General features: G+C 62.7%; 24 protein-coding genes. 11 read left to right on the plus strand and 13 right to left on the minus strand.

The window, feature by feature from the left end; genetic code table 11:
* Window positions 1-4 precede the first annotated feature (4 nt).
* Together EGJ22_RS01500 and EGJ22_RS01505 are read left to right on the plus strand one after the other, a co-directional pair.
* Window positions 5-1,531, plus strand: a complete 1,527-nt coding sequence (locus EGJ22_RS01500) for a cryptochrome/photolyase family protein (RefSeq protein WP_064314498.1) — start codon at window positions 5-7, stop codon at window positions 1,529-1,531.
* The gene (locus tag EGJ22_RS01505) at window positions 1,528-1,707 is read left to right on the plus strand and encodes a DUF2256 domain-containing protein (protein ID WP_080709259.1); all 180 of its coding nucleotides are present in this window, start codon (window positions 1,528-1,530) and stop codon (window positions 1,705-1,707) included. Before EGJ22_RS01500 ends, EGJ22_RS01505 begins: the two co-directional genes overlap by 4 nt.
* On the opposite strand, the gene EGJ22_RS01510 is transcribed toward EGJ22_RS01505, so the two are convergent.
* The 7 genes from EGJ22_RS01510 to EGJ22_RS01540 all read right to left on the minus strand — a co-directional run bounded on the left by EGJ22_RS01510 (window position 1,648) and on the right by EGJ22_RS01540 (window position 7,148).
* Complete coding sequence (locus EGJ22_RS01510; RefSeq protein ID WP_029887145.1) at window positions 1,648-2,136, minus strand: DUF2878 domain-containing protein; 489 nt, start codon at window positions 2,134-2,136, stop codon at window positions 1,648-1,650. The two genes, EGJ22_RS01505 and EGJ22_RS01510, sit on opposite strands and share 60 nt — an antisense overlap.
* Complete coding sequence (locus tag EGJ22_RS01515; RefSeq protein ID WP_029887146.1) at window positions 2,136-3,398, minus strand: cyclopropane-fatty-acyl-phospholipid synthase family protein; 1,263 nt, start codon at window positions 3,396-3,398, stop codon at window positions 2,136-2,138. Before EGJ22_RS01515 ends, EGJ22_RS01510 begins: the two co-directional genes overlap by 1 nt.
* Complete coding sequence (locus tag EGJ22_RS01520; protein WP_029887147.1) at window positions 3,373-4,182, minus strand: DUF1365 domain-containing protein; 810 nt, start codon at window positions 4,180-4,182, stop codon at window positions 3,373-3,375. Before EGJ22_RS01520 ends, EGJ22_RS01515 begins: the two co-directional genes overlap by 26 nt.
* A complete protein-coding gene (locus tag EGJ22_RS01525; protein WP_029887148.1) occupies window positions 4,179-5,426 on the minus strand; it encodes an NAD(P)/FAD-dependent oxidoreductase in 1,248 nt (415 codons plus the stop codon). The genes EGJ22_RS01520 and EGJ22_RS01525 overlap by 4 nt, the downstream gene beginning before the upstream one ends.
* A gap of 3 nt (window positions 5,427-5,429) precedes the next feature.
* A complete protein-coding gene (locus tag EGJ22_RS01530) occupies window positions 5,430-6,182 on the minus strand; it encodes an SDR family NAD(P)-dependent oxidoreductase (protein ID WP_009685534.1) in 753 nt (250 codons plus the stop codon).
* Window positions 6,179-6,601, minus strand: a complete 423-nt coding sequence (locus tag EGJ22_RS01535; protein ID WP_029887149.1) for a nuclear transport factor 2 family protein — start codon at window positions 6,599-6,601, stop codon at window positions 6,179-6,181. The genes EGJ22_RS01530 and EGJ22_RS01535 overlap by 4 nt, the downstream gene beginning before the upstream one ends.
* 100 nt (window positions 6,602-6,701) lie before the next feature.
* Window positions 6,702-7,148 carry a PAS sensor domain-containing protein gene (locus EGJ22_RS01540; RefSeq protein WP_029887150.1) on the minus strand — a complete coding sequence of 149 codons (447 nt, stop codon included), beginning with the start codon at window positions 7,146-7,148 and terminating at the stop codon, window positions 6,702-6,704.
* Window positions 7,149-7,301: 153 nt separating this feature from the next.
* Here EGJ22_RS01540 and EGJ22_RS01545 point away from each other — a divergent pair, with 153 nt between their 5' ends.
* Complete coding sequence (locus EGJ22_RS01545) at window positions 7,302-8,189, plus strand: MerR family transcriptional regulator (RefSeq protein ID WP_029887151.1); 888 nt, start codon at window positions 7,302-7,304, stop codon at window positions 8,187-8,189.
* Window positions 8,190-8,262: 73 nt separating this feature from the next.
* Here EGJ22_RS01545 and EGJ22_RS01550 read toward each other — a convergent pair whose 3' ends face one another.
* Window positions 8,263-8,802 carry a type 1 glutamine amidotransferase domain-containing protein gene (locus EGJ22_RS01550; protein ID WP_029887152.1) on the minus strand — a complete coding sequence of 180 codons (540 nt, stop codon included), beginning with the start codon at window positions 8,800-8,802 and terminating at the stop codon, window positions 8,263-8,265.
* A 178-nt stretch (window positions 8,803-8,980) separates the two neighbouring features.
* Here EGJ22_RS01550 and EGJ22_RS01555 point away from each other — a divergent pair, with 178 nt between their 5' ends.
* The 3 genes from EGJ22_RS01555 to xth all read left to right on the plus strand — a co-directional run bounded on the left by EGJ22_RS01555 (window position 8,981) and on the right by xth (window position 10,464).
* Complete coding sequence (locus EGJ22_RS01555) at window positions 8,981-9,253, plus strand: PepSY domain-containing protein (RefSeq protein WP_029887153.1); 273 nt, start codon at window positions 8,981-8,983, stop codon at window positions 9,251-9,253.
* A gap of 177 nt (window positions 9,254-9,430) precedes the next feature.
* Window positions 9,431-9,673, plus strand: coding sequence for a hypothetical protein (locus tag EGJ22_RS01560; protein ID WP_009685528.1), 243 nt, complete (start codon window positions 9,431-9,433; stop codon window positions 9,671-9,673).
* Window positions 9,670-10,464 (plus strand): exodeoxyribonuclease III, encoded by a 795-nt coding sequence (xth, locus tag EGJ22_RS01565; protein WP_029887154.1) that lies wholly within the window; start codon window positions 9,670-9,672, stop codon window positions 10,462-10,464. Before EGJ22_RS01560 ends, xth begins: the two co-directional genes overlap by 4 nt.
* 78 nt (window positions 10,465-10,542) lie before the next feature.
* Here xth and EGJ22_RS01570 read toward each other — a convergent pair whose 3' ends face one another.
* The 3 genes from EGJ22_RS01570 to EGJ22_RS25935 all read right to left on the minus strand — a co-directional run bounded on the left by EGJ22_RS01570 (window position 10,543) and on the right by EGJ22_RS25935 (window position 13,023).
* Entirely contained in the window at window positions 10,543-12,330 is a 1,788-nt protein-coding gene (locus EGJ22_RS01570) for a thiamine pyrophosphate-requiring protein (protein ID WP_064314492.1), read from the minus strand.
* 116 nt (window positions 12,331-12,446) lie between these two features.
* Window positions 12,447-12,788 (minus strand): hypothetical protein, encoded by a 342-nt coding sequence (locus tag EGJ22_RS01575; protein WP_064314493.1) that lies wholly within the window; start codon window positions 12,786-12,788, stop codon window positions 12,447-12,449.
* Between the two features lie 91 nt (window positions 12,789-12,879).
* A complete protein-coding gene (locus EGJ22_RS25935) occupies window positions 12,880-13,023 on the minus strand; it encodes a hypothetical protein (RefSeq protein ID WP_155273742.1) in 144 nt (47 codons plus the stop codon).
* A gap of 193 nt (window positions 13,024-13,216) precedes the next feature.
* Here EGJ22_RS25935 and EGJ22_RS01580 point away from each other — a divergent pair, with 193 nt between their 5' ends.
* Complete coding sequence (locus EGJ22_RS01580; RefSeq protein ID WP_029885625.1) at window positions 13,217-13,441, plus strand: hypothetical protein; 225 nt, start codon at window positions 13,217-13,219, stop codon at window positions 13,439-13,441.
* A 138-nt stretch (window positions 13,442-13,579) separates the two neighbouring features.
* Window positions 13,580-14,689: a Gfo/Idh/MocA family protein gene (locus EGJ22_RS01585; protein WP_029885624.1), complete on the plus strand. Its 1,110-nt coding sequence runs from the start codon at window positions 13,580-13,582 to the stop codon at window positions 14,687-14,689.
* Window positions 14,690-14,730: 41 nt separating this feature from the next.
* On the opposite strand, the gene EGJ22_RS01590 is transcribed toward EGJ22_RS01585, so the two are convergent.
* Window positions 14,731-15,195 (minus strand): hemerythrin domain-containing protein, encoded by a 465-nt coding sequence (locus EGJ22_RS01590; protein WP_009685522.1) that lies wholly within the window; start codon window positions 15,193-15,195, stop codon window positions 14,731-14,733.
* A 188-nt stretch (window positions 15,196-15,383) separates the two neighbouring features.
* On the opposite strand from EGJ22_RS01590, the gene EGJ22_RS01595 reads away from it, so the two are divergent.
* From EGJ22_RS01595 to EGJ22_RS01600, 3 genes are all read left to right on the plus strand, one after another.
* On the plus strand, window positions 15,384-15,680 hold the full coding sequence (locus tag EGJ22_RS01595) for a DUF6555 family protein (RefSeq protein WP_009685521.1): 297 nt from the start codon (window positions 15,384-15,386) through the stop codon (window positions 15,678-15,680).
* A gap of 119 nt (window positions 15,681-15,799) precedes the next feature.
* A complete protein-coding gene (locus EGJ22_RS26040) occupies window positions 15,800-15,958 on the plus strand; it encodes a hypothetical protein (RefSeq protein WP_009685520.1) in 159 nt (52 codons plus the stop codon).
* A 59-nt stretch (window positions 15,959-16,017) separates the two neighbouring features.
* Window positions 16,018-16,542, plus strand: a complete 525-nt coding sequence (locus EGJ22_RS01600; RefSeq protein WP_029885623.1) for a hypothetical protein — start codon at window positions 16,018-16,020, stop codon at window positions 16,540-16,542.
* 27 nt (window positions 16,543-16,569) lie between these two features.
* Here the strand turns inward: EGJ22_RS01600 and EGJ22_RS01605 are convergent, their stop codons facing one another.
* On the minus strand, window positions 16,570-17,793 hold the full coding sequence (locus EGJ22_RS01605) for a zinc-dependent alcohol dehydrogenase (RefSeq protein WP_029885622.1): 1,224 nt from the start codon (window positions 17,791-17,793) through the stop codon (window positions 16,570-16,572).
* Window positions 17,794-17,913: the final 120 nt, after the last annotated feature.

Consider the following 17,913-nt stretch of genomic DNA (forward strand, 5'->3'; position numbering starts at 1 on the left):
CCCCGTGCGCCTGGGCCTGGTGCTGGGTGACCAGTTATCGCTGGAGCTGCCAAGCCTCAAGGCACTGGACCCTGCCCACGACGCTATCCTGATGGCAGAGGTGGAGGGCGAGGCGCGCTATGTGCCCCATCACCCGCAAAAGATCGTGCTCATTTTCAGCGCCATGCGCCACTTTGCCCAGGCGCTGCGCGAGCGCGGCTGGCAAGTGCACTACGTACCGATCGATGACAGCGACAACAGCGGCACCATCGTCGGTGAGCTGCGCCGCTGGCGCGAACGGCTTGGCGCGGCGCAGATCGACCTCACCGAATGTGGCGAGTGGCGGCTCGAGCACGGGTTGCGCGAGTCCGGGCTGCCCTTGACATGGCACCGCGACACCCGCTTTCTGTGCTCGCGTGAGGCGTTCGCGCGCTGGGCAGAGGGTCGCCGGCAGTTGCGCATGGAGCATTTCTATCGCGGTATGCGCAAGCGGTGCGGCCTGCTGCTGGAGCCCGACGGCAGCCCTGCCGGGGGCACCTGGAACTTCGACAGTGAAAACCGTAAACCACTGCCTCGCAACCTGGGCGCTCCGTTCGCGGCGCGCTTCACGCCCGATGCCATTACCCTGGCGGTGATGGCGCTGGTACGCCAGCGCTTCGGCGACCATTATGGCGAGATAGACGGGTTCGAGTACCCCGTCACCCAGCAGCAGGCGGGTGAGCTGTGGCAGCATTTTCTCGACTTCGGTCTGGCGGCATTCGGTGACTACCAGGACGCCATGGCCGAAGGTGAGCCGTATCTTTTCCATTCACGCATCAGCGCGGCCCTGAACATAGGCTTGCTCGATGTGCGGCAGTTGTGCGAAGACGTGCAACAGGCCTGGCGCGAAGGCAGGGTGCCGCTCAACGCCGCCGAAGGCTTCATCCGCCAACTGATCGGTTGGCGTGAATATGTCCGCGGTGTGTATTGGCTGCGCATGCCCGACTACGCCACATTGAACCACTTCGGCAACGCCCGCGCCTTGCCCGAGTTCTACTGGACCGGCAACACCCGCATGCGCTGCATGGCGCAAGCGATAGGGCAAACGCTGCGGCTTGGGTACGCGCACCACGTGCAGCGGCTGATGGTGACCGGCAACTTTGCGCTGTTGGCAGGCATCGCGCCTGCCGCCATCTGTGAATGGTACCTGGCGGTTTACATCGACGCATTCGACTGGGTCGAACTGCCCAACACGCTTGGCATGGTGATGCATGCCGACGGTGGCTACCTGGGCTCCAAACCGTATTGCGCCAGTGGGCGCTACATCCAGCGGATGTCCGACCACTGCAAGGCCTGCAGCTATCGGGTAGACAAGGTGGTGGAAGCCGATGCCTGCCCGTTCAATGCGCTGTACTGGCATTTTCTTATCCGCCACCGTCAACGCCTGTCAGCCAACCCGCGCCTGGCAATGGTGTACCGCAACCTCGACCGCATGGCTGTCGCGCGCCGTGATGGTGTGTGGCAACGTGGCGAGCAGTTGCTTGCCGAGCTGGATGCAGGCAGGCCGCTGTGAAGAAGCAAAACCTGCCAAGCAAGGTGTGCGTGGTGTGTGGCCGGCCATTCACCTGGCGCAAGCGCTGGGCGCGTTGCTGGGACGAGGTGCGTTATTGTTCCGAGCGCTGTCGCCGCTCAGCGCCACGCAGCCAGGCGCACCAGCAAGGGCAGGGCCAAGGCCCAGATCGGCACTAGAACCAGGGTGGTTGCCAAAGGCCCCAGGGGCAGCGCGACATCGGCCAGCCTGGCGCCGCCCAGATACGCCAGGGGGCCGGCAACCGCGCCGACCACGGCACCGCGCAAAAACGGCCGACCAGCCCAGGCCAGGCTATGGCGCAAACCGCTGGCCAGCACCAACCACATCGATGCCAGCCACAAGGGTAACGGCCAGGCATCAAAATCAAATACGCCAAAAATGCCAAGCAGGCTGTCCAGCAGGCAGCCAGCCACGGTTACGCGTAACAGCGCCCACGCTTCTGCCCGCGGCTGTGTGCATGTCCACAGGTGTAGCGCCAGGCCCATAGGTACCAGCACCAGCACCCAAGGTGTGCTGGCACCCCATATGCACAACCACCAGCCCAATTGCAGCCACAGCGCATTGGCAACCTGGCCGCGGGTAACCATCACGCTGGTACAGGCAGTGGCGCGCGACGCGCGTTCGGCGCCGCCCACAACAGCTGCGCCACGCCAATGGCACGCTCTTCGAAGCCACCCTGGCAGTAGCACAGATAAAACTCCCACAGGCGCTGGAACGTCTCGTCATAACCCAACGCCGCGAGCGCGGCGCGCGACTGCTTCAGGTTGTCGTGCCAGTGCCGCAGCGTCAGGGCGTAGTCGACACCGAAATCCTCCATGTGAACCAGGTTGAGCGCTGTCTGGCGGCTGGCCGTATCGACCAGCACGCTGAGCGAGGGGAGGGCGCCGCCGGGGAAAATATAGCGCTGGATGAAGTCCACCGAGCGCCGTGCCTGAGCATAGCGCTGGTCGCGAATGGTGATCGCCTGGATCAGCATCAGGCCATCGGGCTTGAGCAACGCTCCACACTGGCGGAAGTACGTGGGCAGGTAGCGGTGGCCTACAGCCTCGATCATCTCGATCGACACCAGTTTGTCGAATGTCCCGCGCAGGTCGCGATAGTCCTCCTGCAGCACGGTGATCTGCCGCTCCAGCCCCAGGTCTTTGACCCGTTGCAGGGTATGGCTGTACTGGGCCTGTGACAGGGTGGTGGTGGTGACCCGGCAACCATGATGGCTGGCCGCATGGATGGCAAGGCTGCCCCAGCCAGTGCCAATCTCCAGCAGGTGGTCTTCCGGGCCCAGTTCAAGCTTTTCGCAGATGCGTTGCAGCTTGCGAAGCTGGGCCTGTTCAAGGGGTTGGTCGGGGTGCTCGAACTGGGCAGCCGAGTACATCATGGTCGGGTCCAGCAGCTGTTCGAACAGTGCGTTGCCCAAGTCATAGTGGGCCAGTATGTTGCGTCGCGCACCGCGCTTGCTGTTGCGGTTGAGCCGGTGCAGCAGGCGCAGGGCGGGCCGGCCCAACCGCGCCAGGCCCCCTTCCAGGGCGTCGAGCACCTCGAGGTTGGCAACGAACAACCGCGTGACCAGGGCTAGGTCCGGGCTGCGCCAGTAACCATGGATATAGCCCTCACCGGCACCGATCGAACCATTGCTCGCCAGCAGGTTCCAGGCAGCATCATCGAGAATTTCCACCTCCGCCTGCAGGGCACTGGCGGCATCACCGAAGGCCCATTGTTGCCCATGGCAGAGCACACGCAGGTGGCCATGGCGCAACTTGCCCAGCTGTGCCAGCACAGCGTTGCGCGCCAGCGCGCCCAACCAAGGGGCGATGCCTGCTGACTTGCTAACGCTCAGGGTGGGATTGGACATGATCGGAGTCCTCGCAAGGTTGGCCAAGTGCCAGGTCGCCCTGGCTGGCGGTGTGGTCGTGAATAGGCGTGCGCTTGCAGAACAGGCGCAGGGCTTGCCAGTAGATGCCCGTCAGGGTGCGCAGGCTCATCCAGGGGAAGGCCAGGATGTAGCGGCGCAAGGCGGGGCGGTCCAAGGGTTGGCGCCGTAGTGCCAGGTCGGCTTCGAAGACCTTGTGGCCGCTTTGCCAGTTTTCCATGTGGATGCGCACCCGGCTCTCGTCGAGGTGGAAGCGCAAGCGGTAGTCCATGTCCAGCGGCATGAACGGCGACACGTGAAAGGCCTTGTTCACCGCGAACGGCTGCGCCAGCCCGCCCTGTACGGGCAGCACATAGTGAAAGCGCTCTCGCCAAGGGGTGTTGCGTACTTCCAGCAGGATTGCCGCCAGGTGCCCATCGCGGTCGTGGCAGAAGTAGAAACTCACCGGGTTGAACGCCAGTCCCCAGCAGCGCAGCTGGGTCAGCAGGCGTACCGGCCCTTCCGGCACCTGGCCCGTGGCCCGGCCCACTAACCGCCGCGCGGCGCCGGCCAGCGATTGCCCTTGGCCGGTAAAGGCCGGCAGGTAATCGGTTTCACGGAAGCTCAGCGGCGCCACGCGCGAGCGCCGTAGCCAGCGCGACAGGGTCATCAGCCAGGCTTGCTCGTCTAGGTCCAGGTAGAACATGCCGACCCGGTAGCGGAAGGCGTGCGGCCGCGGGCTCAGGCGCCGGTGGCTGAGCCAGCCCAGGCACAGACCGCTGTTCATAGCTGTTCCCCGAAATGGCTGGCCACCTGCAGCGCGCTGGTGACGCCGTCCTCGTGAAAGCCGTTGCCCCAGTAGGCCCCGCAGAAATAGCTGTGCTGACCGCCTTGCAGCTGCGCATGCCGGGCCTGTGCGGCCAGCGCCGCCAGGCTGTATTGCGGGTGGGCGTAACTGAAGCGGGCGATGATCTGGGCGGGGTCGATCAGGGCGGTCTGGTTCAGGCTCACGCAGAACGTCACCGGCGCCTGCAGGCCTTGCAGGATATTCATGTTGTAGGTCAGCGCGGCCGGTGCCTGACCGTCGGCGGCCAGGCGGTAGTTCCAACTGGCCCAGGCTTTGCGCCGGCGGGGCAGCAGGAGGGTGTCGGTGTGCAGCACCACATCATTGTCGGCGTAGCCGATGGCGCCCAGTACTGCCTGCTCCTCTGTACTCGGTGCCTGCAGCAGGGCAAGGGCCTGGTCGCTGTGACAGGCGAATACCACTTTGTCGAAGCGCTCGGTGCCGGCAGCGCTGTACAGGGTCACCCCATCCTGGTCTCGGTCGACCCGGTGAACCTTGCAGTCAAGCCGTACCTGTTCGGCAAACCGCCGGCTCAGCGGGCCGATATAGCTGCGTGAACCACCTTCTATCACCCGCCATTGCGGCCGCTGATTGACCGACAGCAGGCCGTGGTTGCGGCAAAAGCGCACGAAGAACTGCAACGGAAAAGCCAGCATGTCGGCCCGGGACATCGACCAGATCGCCGAGCCCATGGGCACCACGTAGTGATCGACAAAACGTTGCCCGTAGCCTTGCGCCTGAAGATAGCTGCCCAGCGTGGTGTGATCGTCTATTCGCCCTGCATCCAGGTCGGCGATAGCCTGCCGGTTGAAGCGCAGGATTTCGCGCAGCATCCCCCAGAAACCCGGTGACAGCAGGTTGCTGCGTTGTGCGAACAGGGTGTCGAGGCTGTGACCGTTGTATTCCAGGCCGCTGAGTGGGTCGTTTACGGAGAAGCTCATCTGCGTGGGTTGTGAGCCCACATCCAGTTGATCGAGCAAACGAATGAAGTTCGGGTAGGTCCAGTCGTTGAACACGATGAAGCCAGTATCGATGGCATAGCGCTCGCCTGCCCAGTCCACGTCCACGGTGTGGGTGTGGCCGCCGACCCAGCTCGCGGCTTCGAACACCGTGACCGCGTGGCGACGGGAGAGCAGGTAGGCACAGGTGAGGCCGGCAATGCCGCTTCCAATAATGGCGATGCGCATGGGTCAGTCCTGTTCGTGGCGGGCCAAGCGCAGGCCCAGGGCCAGGCGCAGACGCGGGGGCAGGGCCCCGAGCACGCGCAGGCCCCAGGTGAAAAGGCTCGGGAAGTTGATTTCAAGCGGGCGCCGGGGCAAGCGCTTGGCAATATGTTGTGCCGCGCGCTCGGCAGACCACAGTTGCGGCATGGGGAAGTCGTTGCGGCGGGTCAACGGCGTATCGACAAAGCCCGGGCTGACCAACGTCACGTCGATACCCTCGCGTGCCAAGTCGATCCGCTGCGACTCCACCAGGTAACGCACGGCTGCCTTGGACGCCCCGTAGGCTCCGGCACGGGGCAAGGCCAGCCAGGTTACCGAACTGCCGACCACCACCAGGTGCGGGCGCACGCCTGCCCGCAACAAGGGCAGGGCGGCGGCCAGGCAGTTGCTCACGCCCAGCAGGTTGGTGCGTACCACGCGTTCGACAAGCGCCGGGTCGAAGTGGCCGGGCTCCAGGTATTCACAAGTGCCTGCATTGAAGACCGCCATGTCCAGCCCACCCCAGGCTTGCTCGATGCGGGCGGCCATCTGTGCCACTTGTGCAGCGTCGGCAATGTCGCCCTCGGCCAACAGCACCTGCCCCGGATACCGCTCGGCCAACGGCAGCAGTGCCTGGCTGCGACGGCCACCCAACGCGACCTGGTGCCCTTGTTCCAGCAGCGCTTGCGCAAGGGCTGCGCCAAGGCCGCTGCTAGCGCCTGTCAACCAGCAGCGGCTCATGCCAGCCTGCCTTTGAGCCAGCGAATGGCCCCGCCCATCAGTGGAACGTGCTCATACAACAGGGCGCCGGCGTCGAAGAAATCCTGGTGAAAATGGACGCGGTCACGCCACTGCAGAAAACTGCAGCCTTGCACCGTTATCGGTGCCCCCCGTGCCAGCCGTGGGTGACGAAACTCGAGGGTCCAGCGCAGGTAACCCTGGCCAGGTAGCACCTCGTCCGCCGCGGCGAAGGCATAGCGGATATCGCGGGCATTGGCGTACAACTGGGCGAAATAGGCCTGCAGGGCATCGAGCCCGTGAATTTGATGCAGGGGGTCGCGGAAGACAACGTCTTCGCTGTACAGGGTGTTCAGTGAATCGAGGCTGTCCACGTCAAGGTGGGCAAAGCGTTCGGCGAACTGCTGCAGGTAAGCGGACATGCTCGGCTCCGGACAATCCTGTACAACACCCGATTGTTGTACAGGTATACTCAAAGCCTACGACAAAAATTGTACAAGTCAAAGTTTTTGTATAGCTATTTCAGCTTTCGCGTTGCGCCAACTGTTGCCGCAGTTCAGCGACCTCGGCTTCCAGCGCCTTGATCCGCGCCTCGGCCTCTACCTGCCGGGAAACATCGTGCTGAATGCCGATGTAGTAGGTTAGTTGATCCGCCTGGTTGAACACTGGGCTGATGGACAATTCGTTCCAGAACGGGCTGCCATCCTTGCGGTAGTTGCGCAGGACTTCCCGGCACGGCTTCCCGTCACAAATCGCCGCGCGGATGCGCTTTACTGCTTCCTGGTCATGGTCGGCGCCCTGCAAGAAGCGGCAGTCCTGGTACAGGATGTCCCTGGCCTGGTAGCCCGTCAGCCGCTCGAAAGCTGTGTTGGCATAGATGAGGATGCTGTCTTCGCCTTCCTGCTCGGCTACGACGATGCCGTCGTTGGATTGCTCGACCATCAGTTGCAGGAGTTTTGCAGTGATCATGTAGCGCTACCTACGCAATTGTCATGTTCAGTAAGCGCAGCGTAGCCTCTGTGCAGGGCTTCGCGCGCAGTTTGCTGCATGATGACCCAGTTCGGCACTGCGCAGAAGGTGTGTATCGGTTTAGAATGGGGCACTTCCCGGACGACCCGTGCAATGACTGATACTACTCAAGCCGACCTGCTGCCCATGCGCGATGTGGTCACCCTGACGGGCATCAACCCGGTGACCCTGCGCGCCTGGGAGCGGCGCCATGGCTTGCTCCGCCCGCAGCGCACCGACGGTGGTCACCGGCTGTACACGGCCGAGGACGTGCAGCGTATCCGCGACATTCTGCACTGGACCAACCATGGGCTGCCGATCAGCAAGGTCGGTGAGCGCCTCGCCGCCCAGCCGAAAGCCGCCATGCAGTCGGATTCGGCCTTTGCCGAATGGCGCGCAGCGCTGCTGCGTGCTACCCAGGCGTTCGATGCACAAGCGCTGGATGCGCTGCATGGCCAGTTGTTCACGTTGTTGCCCAAGGCGCCGGTGCTGCGCGAAGTGCTGATGCCGGTCTGGCAGCAACTGGCCGCCGGGCGAGCCTTCGGCCAACGCAGCCAATGGGTGTTCTTCGATAATTTCTTGCGTGCGCGCCTACTGATGCGCCTGCAGATGAACCAGGCTAATGCGCCGCGCGTGATAATGGCGGGCACTGAAGGGCATGCTGAAGCACAGTTGCTGTGCACTGGTTTTTTGCTGAGCAGTGAGCAACAGCGCATTGATGTGCTTGGCTGTGATCAGCCACTGGAAGAGCTGGCGCTGGTCTGCGCCGCCGTGCAGCCTGCAGCGTTGGTGATTGCCGTACAGGGCTCGGTGAGCGCAACACTGGCCCGCCAGCTGCGCGCCTTGCAGATGGATGTCGCGTGCCCGCTGGCGTTGGTCGGTGCGGACCTTGCCGGGTCACAATCGATCTTGCAAGGCATACCCTTGCGGCTGCTGGATGAACAGGGCGATGACCTTGCCGGGGTGCTGAGTGCCTTGCTGGCAGGCCAGTTGGAGCTTTGAGCACCCGCTGCATGACCGGGTGCGCAAAACTCACAGCATCAACGCTACCTCAGCCTGCCTTGGCTGACGCGGTTCATTCGCTCAGTGCTTTGATCAGCTGATCGTTGAAGGCCGGGATATCGTCCGGCTTGCGGCTGCTGATCAGGTGGCCGTCTACCACCACCTTCTCATCCACCCACTCGCCCCCGGCGTTGCGAATATCGTCCTGCAAGGTCTGGTAGCTGGTCATCCGCTTGCCCTTTACCAGGCCCGCCGATATCAGCAGCCAGGCCCCGTGGCAGATCACTGCCAGTGGCTTGTTTGCCGCAGCGTGGCTTTTCACCAGCGCTTGCGCGCCTTCGATCAGGCGGATGGTATCGGAGTTCTGCACCCCGCCCGGCAACACAATGGCGTCGTACAGGTCCACCTGCGCGCTGTCGAAGGTGGCATCCACGGTAAACTCGTCAGCCGGTTTGTCATGGTTCCAGCCGCGTACCGTGCCGTCCTTTTCGCTCAGGATATCGACCACCGCGCCTGTTTGTTCCAGGGCTTCACGTGGGCCGGTCAACTCGACCTGTTCAAAACCGTCAGTCACCAGGAATGCCACGCGTTTGCCATTCAGTTTGTTGTACATCGTGATTCTCCGTTTTCGATAGGCCTGAGAAGGAGGCCATCGTCCCGCCGTGAAGTTCCAACGCGATTCACCGGCGGTGCTGGCTGATGACATCGCATCCATGCCCCCGAAACAAAACTGAACGCTGAGGTGCGGCGGCCAGTCGTACCGCTAACTTTCATGAAAAAGGATGTTGGCGATGAAGACGATCACTCGACTGTTCACTGGCCTGGCGCTGGCGACCGCGCTGGGCAGTACGGCGGCGTGGGCGGACCAGCCTGGTGCTGACTGGAAGGTGAGCAAAGACCAGGCGGAAGCGACGCTGAAGGGCGCTGGCTACACGCAAATCACCAAGATCGAGGCCGATGACGGCCATTGGGAAGGTGAGGGCATCAAAGCCGATGGCAAGCAGTACGAGTTCAAGGTCGATCCGCGCGACGGCAAGGTCGTCAAGGACGAACTGGATAACTGATCCAGAGCGGGTGTTGCTCACTGAGCGGCCCGTGCCAGGAGCACGGGTTTTTTTGGGGCCGGTTCCTGCGCCGTTCTGTTGCGCAGTGGCCGGCCGCGCTCGACCGCCGATGCACCCGGACTGAACATCGCGCGCTCGAGGTGCTCTCACCCTTAATGATTGAGCGAGGGCAGCGCCATGAGCATCGAACGCAGCATTCCCGAGCTGGCAGCGTGGTACGCGCAGTACGACGACGTCAGTTACCGCAGCGAATCGCCAGACGCCTACCACCATGAACTGCTGCGCACCGCCGAGGCCCTGCGCGACGATGGCACCCTCGACTGGGACGACTGGCTGGCGCTCAAGGCACTGGCCGACGAAGCCCATGTGCGAGCGCTGGAAGACGCAGTTCAGGCCCACGTGAATGACCCTGACGCATGAAAAACCTCCGCATCGCCACGTTCAACATCAATGGCATCAGCAGTCGCTTGCCTGCGTTGCTGGAGTGGTTGAAGCGCGAACGGCCCGACATCGCCTGTCTGCAGGAGTTGAAGGCCGCCGATAACAAGTTTCCGCGCCAGGAAATTGAAGCGGCAGGTTACGGCTGTGTTTATCAGGGCCAGCCCGCCTGGAACGGCGTGGCCATTCTGGCGCGTGACAGCGAGCCGCTGGAGGTGCGCCGTGGCCTGCCAGGCATGGAGGACGACACCCAGAGCCGTTACCTGGAAGCAGCGGCGCATGGGGTGCTGGTCGGGTGCTTGTATCTGCCCAACGGTAATCCGCAGCCTGGGCCGAAATTCGATTACAAGTTGCGCTGGTTCGAATGCCTGATCCAGCATGCGCAAACGCTCTATGCCAATGGGCACCCAGCGCTCCTGGCGGGTGATTTCAACGTGGTGCCCACGGACCTGGACATTTACGACACACGTTCCTGGCTCAAGGATGCCTTGTTGCAGCCAGAGTCCCGTGCCTGTTTCGAGCATCTGCTGACGCAAGGTTGGACGGATGCCGTTCGCCACCTGTACCCGGACGAGCGCGTGTACACCTTCTGGGATTACTTCCGCAACCACTGGGCGCGTAACGCCGGGCTGCGCATCGACCACCTGCTGCTCAACCGCGAGCTCGCCCCTTACCTGAAAGGGGCGGGGGTAGATGCCTGGGTGCGCAATGAGGCCAAGGCCAGCGATCACGCCCCTGTGTGGGTGGAATTGGGCGGCCGCCGCCGCAACTGAGGCATCGGGCAAAGCGCTCTGCCTCGGTGGCTACCGGAACAGCCGAGGCCCATTCCGGTAGCGCAGTCACGTGGTGCGTTACTTCTTGCCCGGCAGCACCGAGCTGAGCACCTGTTTGGCGGCCTGCACGATGACCCCGGCCTGGTCAGGGTCGCCCTTGAGCAGGCTGCTGGCGAAGTTCTTGGCCTGCTCCAACTTGATGTGTGGGGGCAGGGGAGGCACATTCGGGTCGGTCTTGAACTCGATCAGCACAGGCCGGTCAGCCGCCAGCGCCCGCTCCCACGCGTCGGCGATATCCTCCTCCCGCTCCACGTAGATACCCTGCAGGCCGATGGAGATGGCGAACAGGTGATAAGGCACATCAGGAATTGACTGTGAAGCCTCGAACTTCGGGTCGCCTTCCATGACCCGTTGTTCCCAGGTGACCTGGTTGAGGTCTTCGTTGTTGAACACCGCGCAGATCCACTGGGGGTTGTCCCATTGCTGCCAGTACTTGGCAACGGTAATCAGCTCGGCCAGGTTGCTCATCTGCATCGCGCCGTCACCTACCAGCGCGACCACGCCACGCTGCGGGTGGGCGAACTTGGCGGCGATGGCATAAGGTACCGCCGCGCCCATGCTCGCCAGGCCCCCTGACAACGAACACTGCATGCCTTGGCGCACCATGAGGTCGCGGGCATACCAGTTGGCGCAGGAACCCGAGTCGCTGGTGACAATGGCATGGTCGGGCAGGCGCGGGGAGAGTTCGTGAACGACCCGCTGCGGGTTGATGGGGTCTGCCTTGGCCATGGCCCGCTTGGCCAAGGTCTTGTCCCACTTGCCGCGCCAGCCTTCGACCTTGGCCCGCCAGCGCCGATCGGTCTTGTGCTCCAGTAGCGGCAGCAGGGCCTGCAGTGTTTCGCTGGCATCCCCCACCAAGTTGACTTCCATCGGGTAGCGCAAGCTGAGCATGTCCGGCTGCAGGTCGATCTGCACGCCACGGGCCTGGCCTTCCTTGGGCATGAATTCGGCGTAGGGGAAGCCGGAACCGATCATCAGCAAAGTGTCGCATTCGTTCATCAGGTGCGCACTGGGCTCGGTGCCTAGCAGGCCTATCGCCCCGGTCACCCACGGCAGGTCGTCGGGCAATACCGCCTTGCCCAACAGCGCCTTGGCCACGCCAGCACCCAGTGCTTCAGCCACCGCCATCACCTGTTCGCTGGCCTGCAGCGCGCCTGCTCCCACCAGTATCGCCACCTTGCGCCCCGCGTTCAGCACCTCTGCGGCGCGCTGCAGGTCGGCTGCGAACGGCACCACCTTGGGCTTGCTGTAGCCAACGCCGGAGTGCACGGTGCCGTGGGCACGCGGTGGGTCCTCATAGGGCAGGTCCTGCAAGTCGTTGGGGAGAATGACAGCGGTAACCCGGCGCTCGCCGACGGCAGTGCGTACCGCGCGGTCAAGCAGGTGCCGCACTTGCGCTGGCGTTGACGCCTGCTGCACGAAGGCCCCGGCAACGTCCTTGAACATCGACACCAGGTCGAGCTCCTGCTGATAGTGCCCGCCGAGCGCGGCGCGCGCCTGCTGGCCGACAATCGCCAGAACCGGCTGGTGATCCATGCGCGCGTCATACAAGCCCGTCAGCAGGTGCGAAGCGCCTGGGCCGGAAGTTGCGATGCACACGCCAAGTTCACCGGTGAACTTGGCGTGTGCACTGGCCATGAATGCGGCCATTTCCTCATGCCGTGCCTGCACGAACTGGATCTTGCCCTCAGCCCGCCGCAAGGCACCGAACACCCCGTTGATACCGTCGCCAGGGTAGCCAAAAATACGCCGCACACCCCATTGGTGCAGACGCTCCACCAGAAAGTCACCTACTGTGCTGCTCATCATGTTCCCCCTAGGCGTGATCGATAGGGGTCTGGACTGAGCAGCTGGCGGTAAAGTTTCAAGTGAGTGCGCGCGGGCCACCCGAGTGGGCACATACCGCGCTACGGCTGGCTGGCTCAACCACCGGCGCCATTCCCGCCGCTGCCACCTGTGCCAGATCCGCCACCCTGACCCATTCCGGTGCCGTTCCCTGTCCCGCCACTACCCGAGCCCTGGGTGGTGCCATCTCCACCTGTTTTATCCGTGTCATTGCTGTCGGTACCGCCGGCGCCGGTACCCATGCCATCGCTTGGTGTGCCGGACCCGGTAGCGCCGCCGTTGCCGTTCATGTGGCCGCTGTCATCCGTGTGGGTAGCAGGGGCACGCTGGTTATTCATGTCGGTGGCGGCCAGGGCCAGCGGCGCACTGGCTCCAAGGCATAGCGCCAAAAACAGCGTGTGGGGCTTGTGAGTCTTCATGGTGAGTCTCCATCGAGGTTGATCACCTTTATTTGGTCCTGGTCAGCGCACCTCCCGTGCGTTGCTGCCGACGGATGGCGCAACGCTGGATTCAACCGTCGGACTGTTCCTCAGGCGGAACCTGGTCTTCCGGCCAATCGGGCGCCTGCCTCGGTGGCTCGGGTTCGGGTACCGGCTCGCCGGGGTTGTGGGGTATCTCGTCAACATAGGGGTCGGGATGAGAAGCGTCGATCATGGTGGTTCTCCTGTGGGTGAGTGGGTACGGCGTTAGGCGGTGTGGCCGCGTTGACCGTTCCATTCAATCTGCCCATGGGTACACGAACTGACCATTCGGCAACGCCGGCGCTGGGCCTTGAGGGAAGGCAAATCAAACTTTTGCCAGCCTGCATGCTCTTCTGAATACACCTGACGTAGCTGAGGAGAAACTCATGAAACACACCGATGGCAAGACCGGCGACAAGGTTCCACGCCCCGTTTCCTCGGAAGAAGCACAGCGTGGCGAGCAGGTGCCTGGGCCTGTGCTCGAGAAACCCGACCCCAAGACCGAAGCGGTAGACAAGGTGATTACGCCCACGTCCATCAAAGAGCAGGAAGCAGAAACCGAGGCCATCAAGCGGCAGTTGGCGCAGGCCGATGGAAAGCTGCGCGAATGATCAAACGCACGTCACGGTTCTGATCAGGACCACGTATCCAGCCCTGGGGCAGGCCGATATCTGGATTTTCTCCACCCATCGGCTCGCCCGAATTGATGACTCAAGCGCTCAACCATCCCGATGAAAAGGAACAGCTCAATGCCTACCGCAGCAGGCAAGATCCGCTATGGCGTAGTGGCCGGTGGTTCGATTTCCCAAGGCGCGTTCATGCCCGGCATCGGCCAGACCGACAACTCGGTAATCACTGCACTGGTCACCGGCGATGCGCAGAAGGCTACTCACCTGGCCGCCCAATATGGGCTCAAAGCCTATGCCTACGAGGAGTATGCGACGCTGTTAAGCGCCGGTGAGGTGGACGCGGTGTATGTTGCTACACCTAATTTCCGCCATCGCGAGTTTGTGATCCCCGCACTGGAGGCCGGTATCCACGTGCTGCTGGAAAAGCCGATGGGCACCAGCGAGGCGGATTGCAAAGCGATGATCGAGGCGGCGAACCGCTCGGGGGCAAAGCTGATGATCGCCTACCGCTTGCACTGCGAGCCTGGCACGCTGGACATGATCGAGCGTGTGCATGCAGGCCATTTCGGCGACCCGCGGTTGTTTACCTCGACCTTCACCCAACGGGTTAAACCTGGCAACCACCGGGCACAGAACGGTTTTGCTGCCGGGCCGGTGCCCGACATGGGCCCTTATCCGCTGAACATGGTCCGCCAGTTGTTCAATGCCGAACCGATCGAGGTCAGCGCGGTGGGGGTCCACTCGCCGGGCAGCACCCTGCAAACCTGGGACACGGTCACTGTGAGCCTGCGCTTTCCCGAAGAGCGGCTGGCGCAGTTCACCGTCAGCTACACGTTGCCAGACACCGAACGCTTCCAGCTGTTGGGTACAGAAGGCGAGATCGAAGCTTCGCCTTGCTTCGGCTACGGGGAAGGGGTCGCTATCAGTTACCGTGCCACGATCGGTGGCGAAACGCGTGTGCACGTCAACCCGATTGTCGACCAGTTTGCCGGGGAGACCGCTTATTTCTCCGACTGCATTCTGCGCAACGAAATGCCGGAACCTGACGGTGAGGAAGGCTGGCGCGACGTGCGGGTAGTGGCGGCAATCGAGCGCGCCTTGCTGACTGGCCAGCCACAACGCCTGGAGCCGTTGCCTGCGCGTGCGTTTGCCCGTCGGCGTCAGCAGCGCCGGGCCTTTGCGCTGGCAGAGGCGGCACCGATGATCAACACTGAATCGCCTACTGAATAAAGCCGGTGGCTGCGCGCCCGGGGAGGGCGCGCAGGCCAAGGTCATGCCGCTCGCTGCTCTTCCTTGAGCAATTTCTTCTGCGCCTCCATGGCCAGCCCCATTTCCTCCAGCTCCTGCTTGCCCAACAGCTTACGGGCAGTGGGGAACAGCTCGCTTTCTTCCTCCTCAATATGGTGTTCGAGCAGCTCCTTCATCACTTTGACCCTGCCGGCGAACTCTACAGTGCCGGTTTCGGTGTGCAGCAAGTCCGGGATGACCAGCGAGTCGACAGTGCGGTGTTCCTCTTTGGCCTCGTAATACATCTTGGCCTCTTCCTTGCCACCGGCCTGCTTGATCGCCGGGTACAGGATCTCTTCTTCCAGGGCCGTGTGGATGTCGACTTCCTGCTTGATCCGTGCAAGCAGCTCGGCACGCTTCTTTACCGCGCGCTCGGTAGTCGAGGACAGTTCTTCGAGCAGTTTCTTCACCAATTGGTGGTCCTGGATCAACAGTTCGATTGCGTTCATGTGGTACCCCTCATAGGCGGGAAAAAGGTCACGGTCGCGAAGTGTTGAGCCAGCGCCAAGCGGCAAGGTTCAATGCGGTTGATCAGCGAACCTGCGTACTGAGCAGGGGAATGACCAAGTGGTCAAAAATTTCTGAATTTTCTAGCGTCGGTTCACTCCATTAGTCTGAATCGATGGAGGAGAGTCCAATGGCAGGGCAGCAGTTGTATGTGATCGAGTATGAGCTTCACGGTGAATTTCGCACCTTCATCATCCGCCTGGGGCGTATGGACAACGCCGAGGCCTGGCACTGGGCGAGCTGTGATGCAGGCGTAGGAATCATTCCCCGCTTTGGCCAGCACACGATTAAGAAGGTCAGCCGCCCCATGGCTGAGCGCTATGGCATCGGTAATGTGCGCTGGCGCGCCTCGGGGGATGGCCCGGAGTTCGTTGCCCAGCCCATTGATGTGAAGAAGTTCTCGAATGGCGGGCCGGGCAAAAGCTGATACCGCCTGCACGCCGCCTGCCGTTGATCCTGCTTTGGCAAGACTCGCTGAACTTCGTCGGGGGCTACAGATTCATGTTACCGGCCCTCATTACCACCACACAGCAGAGGATAAGCACCATGACAGCGTCAGAGAAGGACAAAGCCACCGAGCAGGCCGAAACCACCGGCGAACAGGAGCGCGACAACGATGCCCAGCGCCCGGATGGCTCCGGGGGCACTTCGCATGACTCCACCGCCCAGAAGGAAGCGCGCGAGAAGGGTGAGCACGGCGCCTGAGGCTGGGCGTGCTTGCAACCGCCAGGGTTCATTAGATCTCACCCATCAGGAGCCGACCTGTGCCGCGCATCATAACCCCCACCACGCCGGAGCATGAGGTCAGCGCGCACAACGCCCATATGTTCGGCTCACCCAAGGAGCGGCTGGATTTCTATCGCGGTGAAATCCAGTATGAGACCAGTATTCTTGCCAACCGCACCGACGCCTACCTGGCCGCACAGTCATTTCTGGTCATCGCGTTCGTGTCATCGATGGGTAACCTCAACCAGAGCTGGGGCGAAATGTTCACCCTGGTGGTGCCGCCGTTTCTGGCCCTGCTTGGCATACTCAGCTCGCTCAATGCCTGGCCCGGTATCCGCGCGGCCTATCGCATCATCGAGCACTGGCAACTCAAACAGAGCCATTTGCTGCGCAGCGAGCCGTTGATGGGCCTGGCCTATGACGAGTCGCCTCTGTTCAGTGAGACGGAAACATCACAGGCCGGGCACCGTAAGTCGCTGTTGTTCTCGCTGCGTACACCGTGGATATTCCTGGTGTTCTGGCTGATCCTGGGTGCCTATGCGGTGTTCATCCAGCTGGCCTGAGCAACGCCGCCGGTAGCAGACCTCGCCTCAACGATGGCGTGGTAACCCTGTGCCAACGCTCGCGGCCAGGTTACTTGGCGCAGCACCTGGAACCAGTATGACCTTGCGGCAGTCGTGGCTCTTCTGATCGAACATCTTGTAGGCGAAGGCCGCCTCCTCCAGGGCCATGCGATGGGTCACGATGAGTTCGGGTTGCAGGCGCCCGTTCTCGATACAGGTGAGCAGTTCGGGCAGGAACTTCTGCACATGGGTCTGGCCCATCTTGAAGGTCAGGCCTTTGTCGAAGGCATCGCCGAACATGAACCCGTGTACGTACCCGGCGTATACCCCCGGCACACTGACGATGCCCCCGCGGCGTACGGCGGCAATGCTCTGGCGCAGCGCCTTGCCGTTACTGCCCTCGATTTTCAGCGCGGTCAACACCGCTTCGGCGGTACTGCCTTTGGCTTCGAAACCCACCGCGTCAATCACGGCATCTACCCCACGCATACCCGGGGTGAGGCGGATGATGCTGTCGGCCGGGTCGTCGTCGTCCTCGATATTGATCGGCACTACGCCATAGGTGTCGTGGGCGAAGGCCAGGCGGTGCTGGTTGGCATCGACCATGAAGATGGTCTGGGCGCCCAGCATCCGCGCACAGGCGGCACTCAGCAGCCCGACCGGCCCGGCACCGTAGATCGCCAGCGTCGAACCCTGGCCCACCTGGGCGTTGGTAACCGCCTGCCAGGCGGTGGGCAGGATATCGGAGAGGAACAACACCTTGTCGTCGGACAGTGCCGTCGGCACCTTGAACGGGCCGACATTGGCCTTCGGCACGCGCACATACTCGGCCTGGCCGCCGGGCACGCCACCGTAGAGGTGGCTGTAACCGAACAGGGCGGCGCCGGGTGGGATGCTTTTCTTGTTGACGATGGCGCCGCGGCCTCGGTTGGTAGTTTCGCAGGCGGCGAACTGGTCGAGCTGGCAGAAGAAGCAGCTACCACAGGCGATCACGAACGGGATCACAACGCGGTCACCGACCTGCAAGTGGGTAACCCCGCGCCCGGTTTCTTCGACGATGCCCATGAATTCGTGGCCGAAAATGTCGCCAGCTTCGGTCTCCGGAATCCTGCCGTGGTACAGGTGCAAGTCAGAACCGCAAATGGCTGTGGCGGTGACTCGCAAGATGACGTCGTCGTCGTGCTCGAGGATGGGATCCGGAACATTGTCGACGCGAACGTCCTGTGGCCCGTGGTAAGTCAGTGCTCTCATGGATACGACTCCTGCGGTGGCTGCTTTCAAGATGGTCCATGCCGGGGAACTCGGCAAGTCGGCAATGTTCAGAAACGGCAATTTATTGGCAAATTCGGTGGGCCACATGCGCCGGCAGCG

Origin of the sequence: Pseudomonas sp. p99-361 (assembly GCF_003935475.1) — a bacterium.
In the GTDB taxonomy this organism is placed as follows: domain Bacteria; phylum Pseudomonadota; class Gammaproteobacteria; order Pseudomonadales; family Pseudomonadaceae; genus Aquipseudomonas; species Aquipseudomonas juntendi.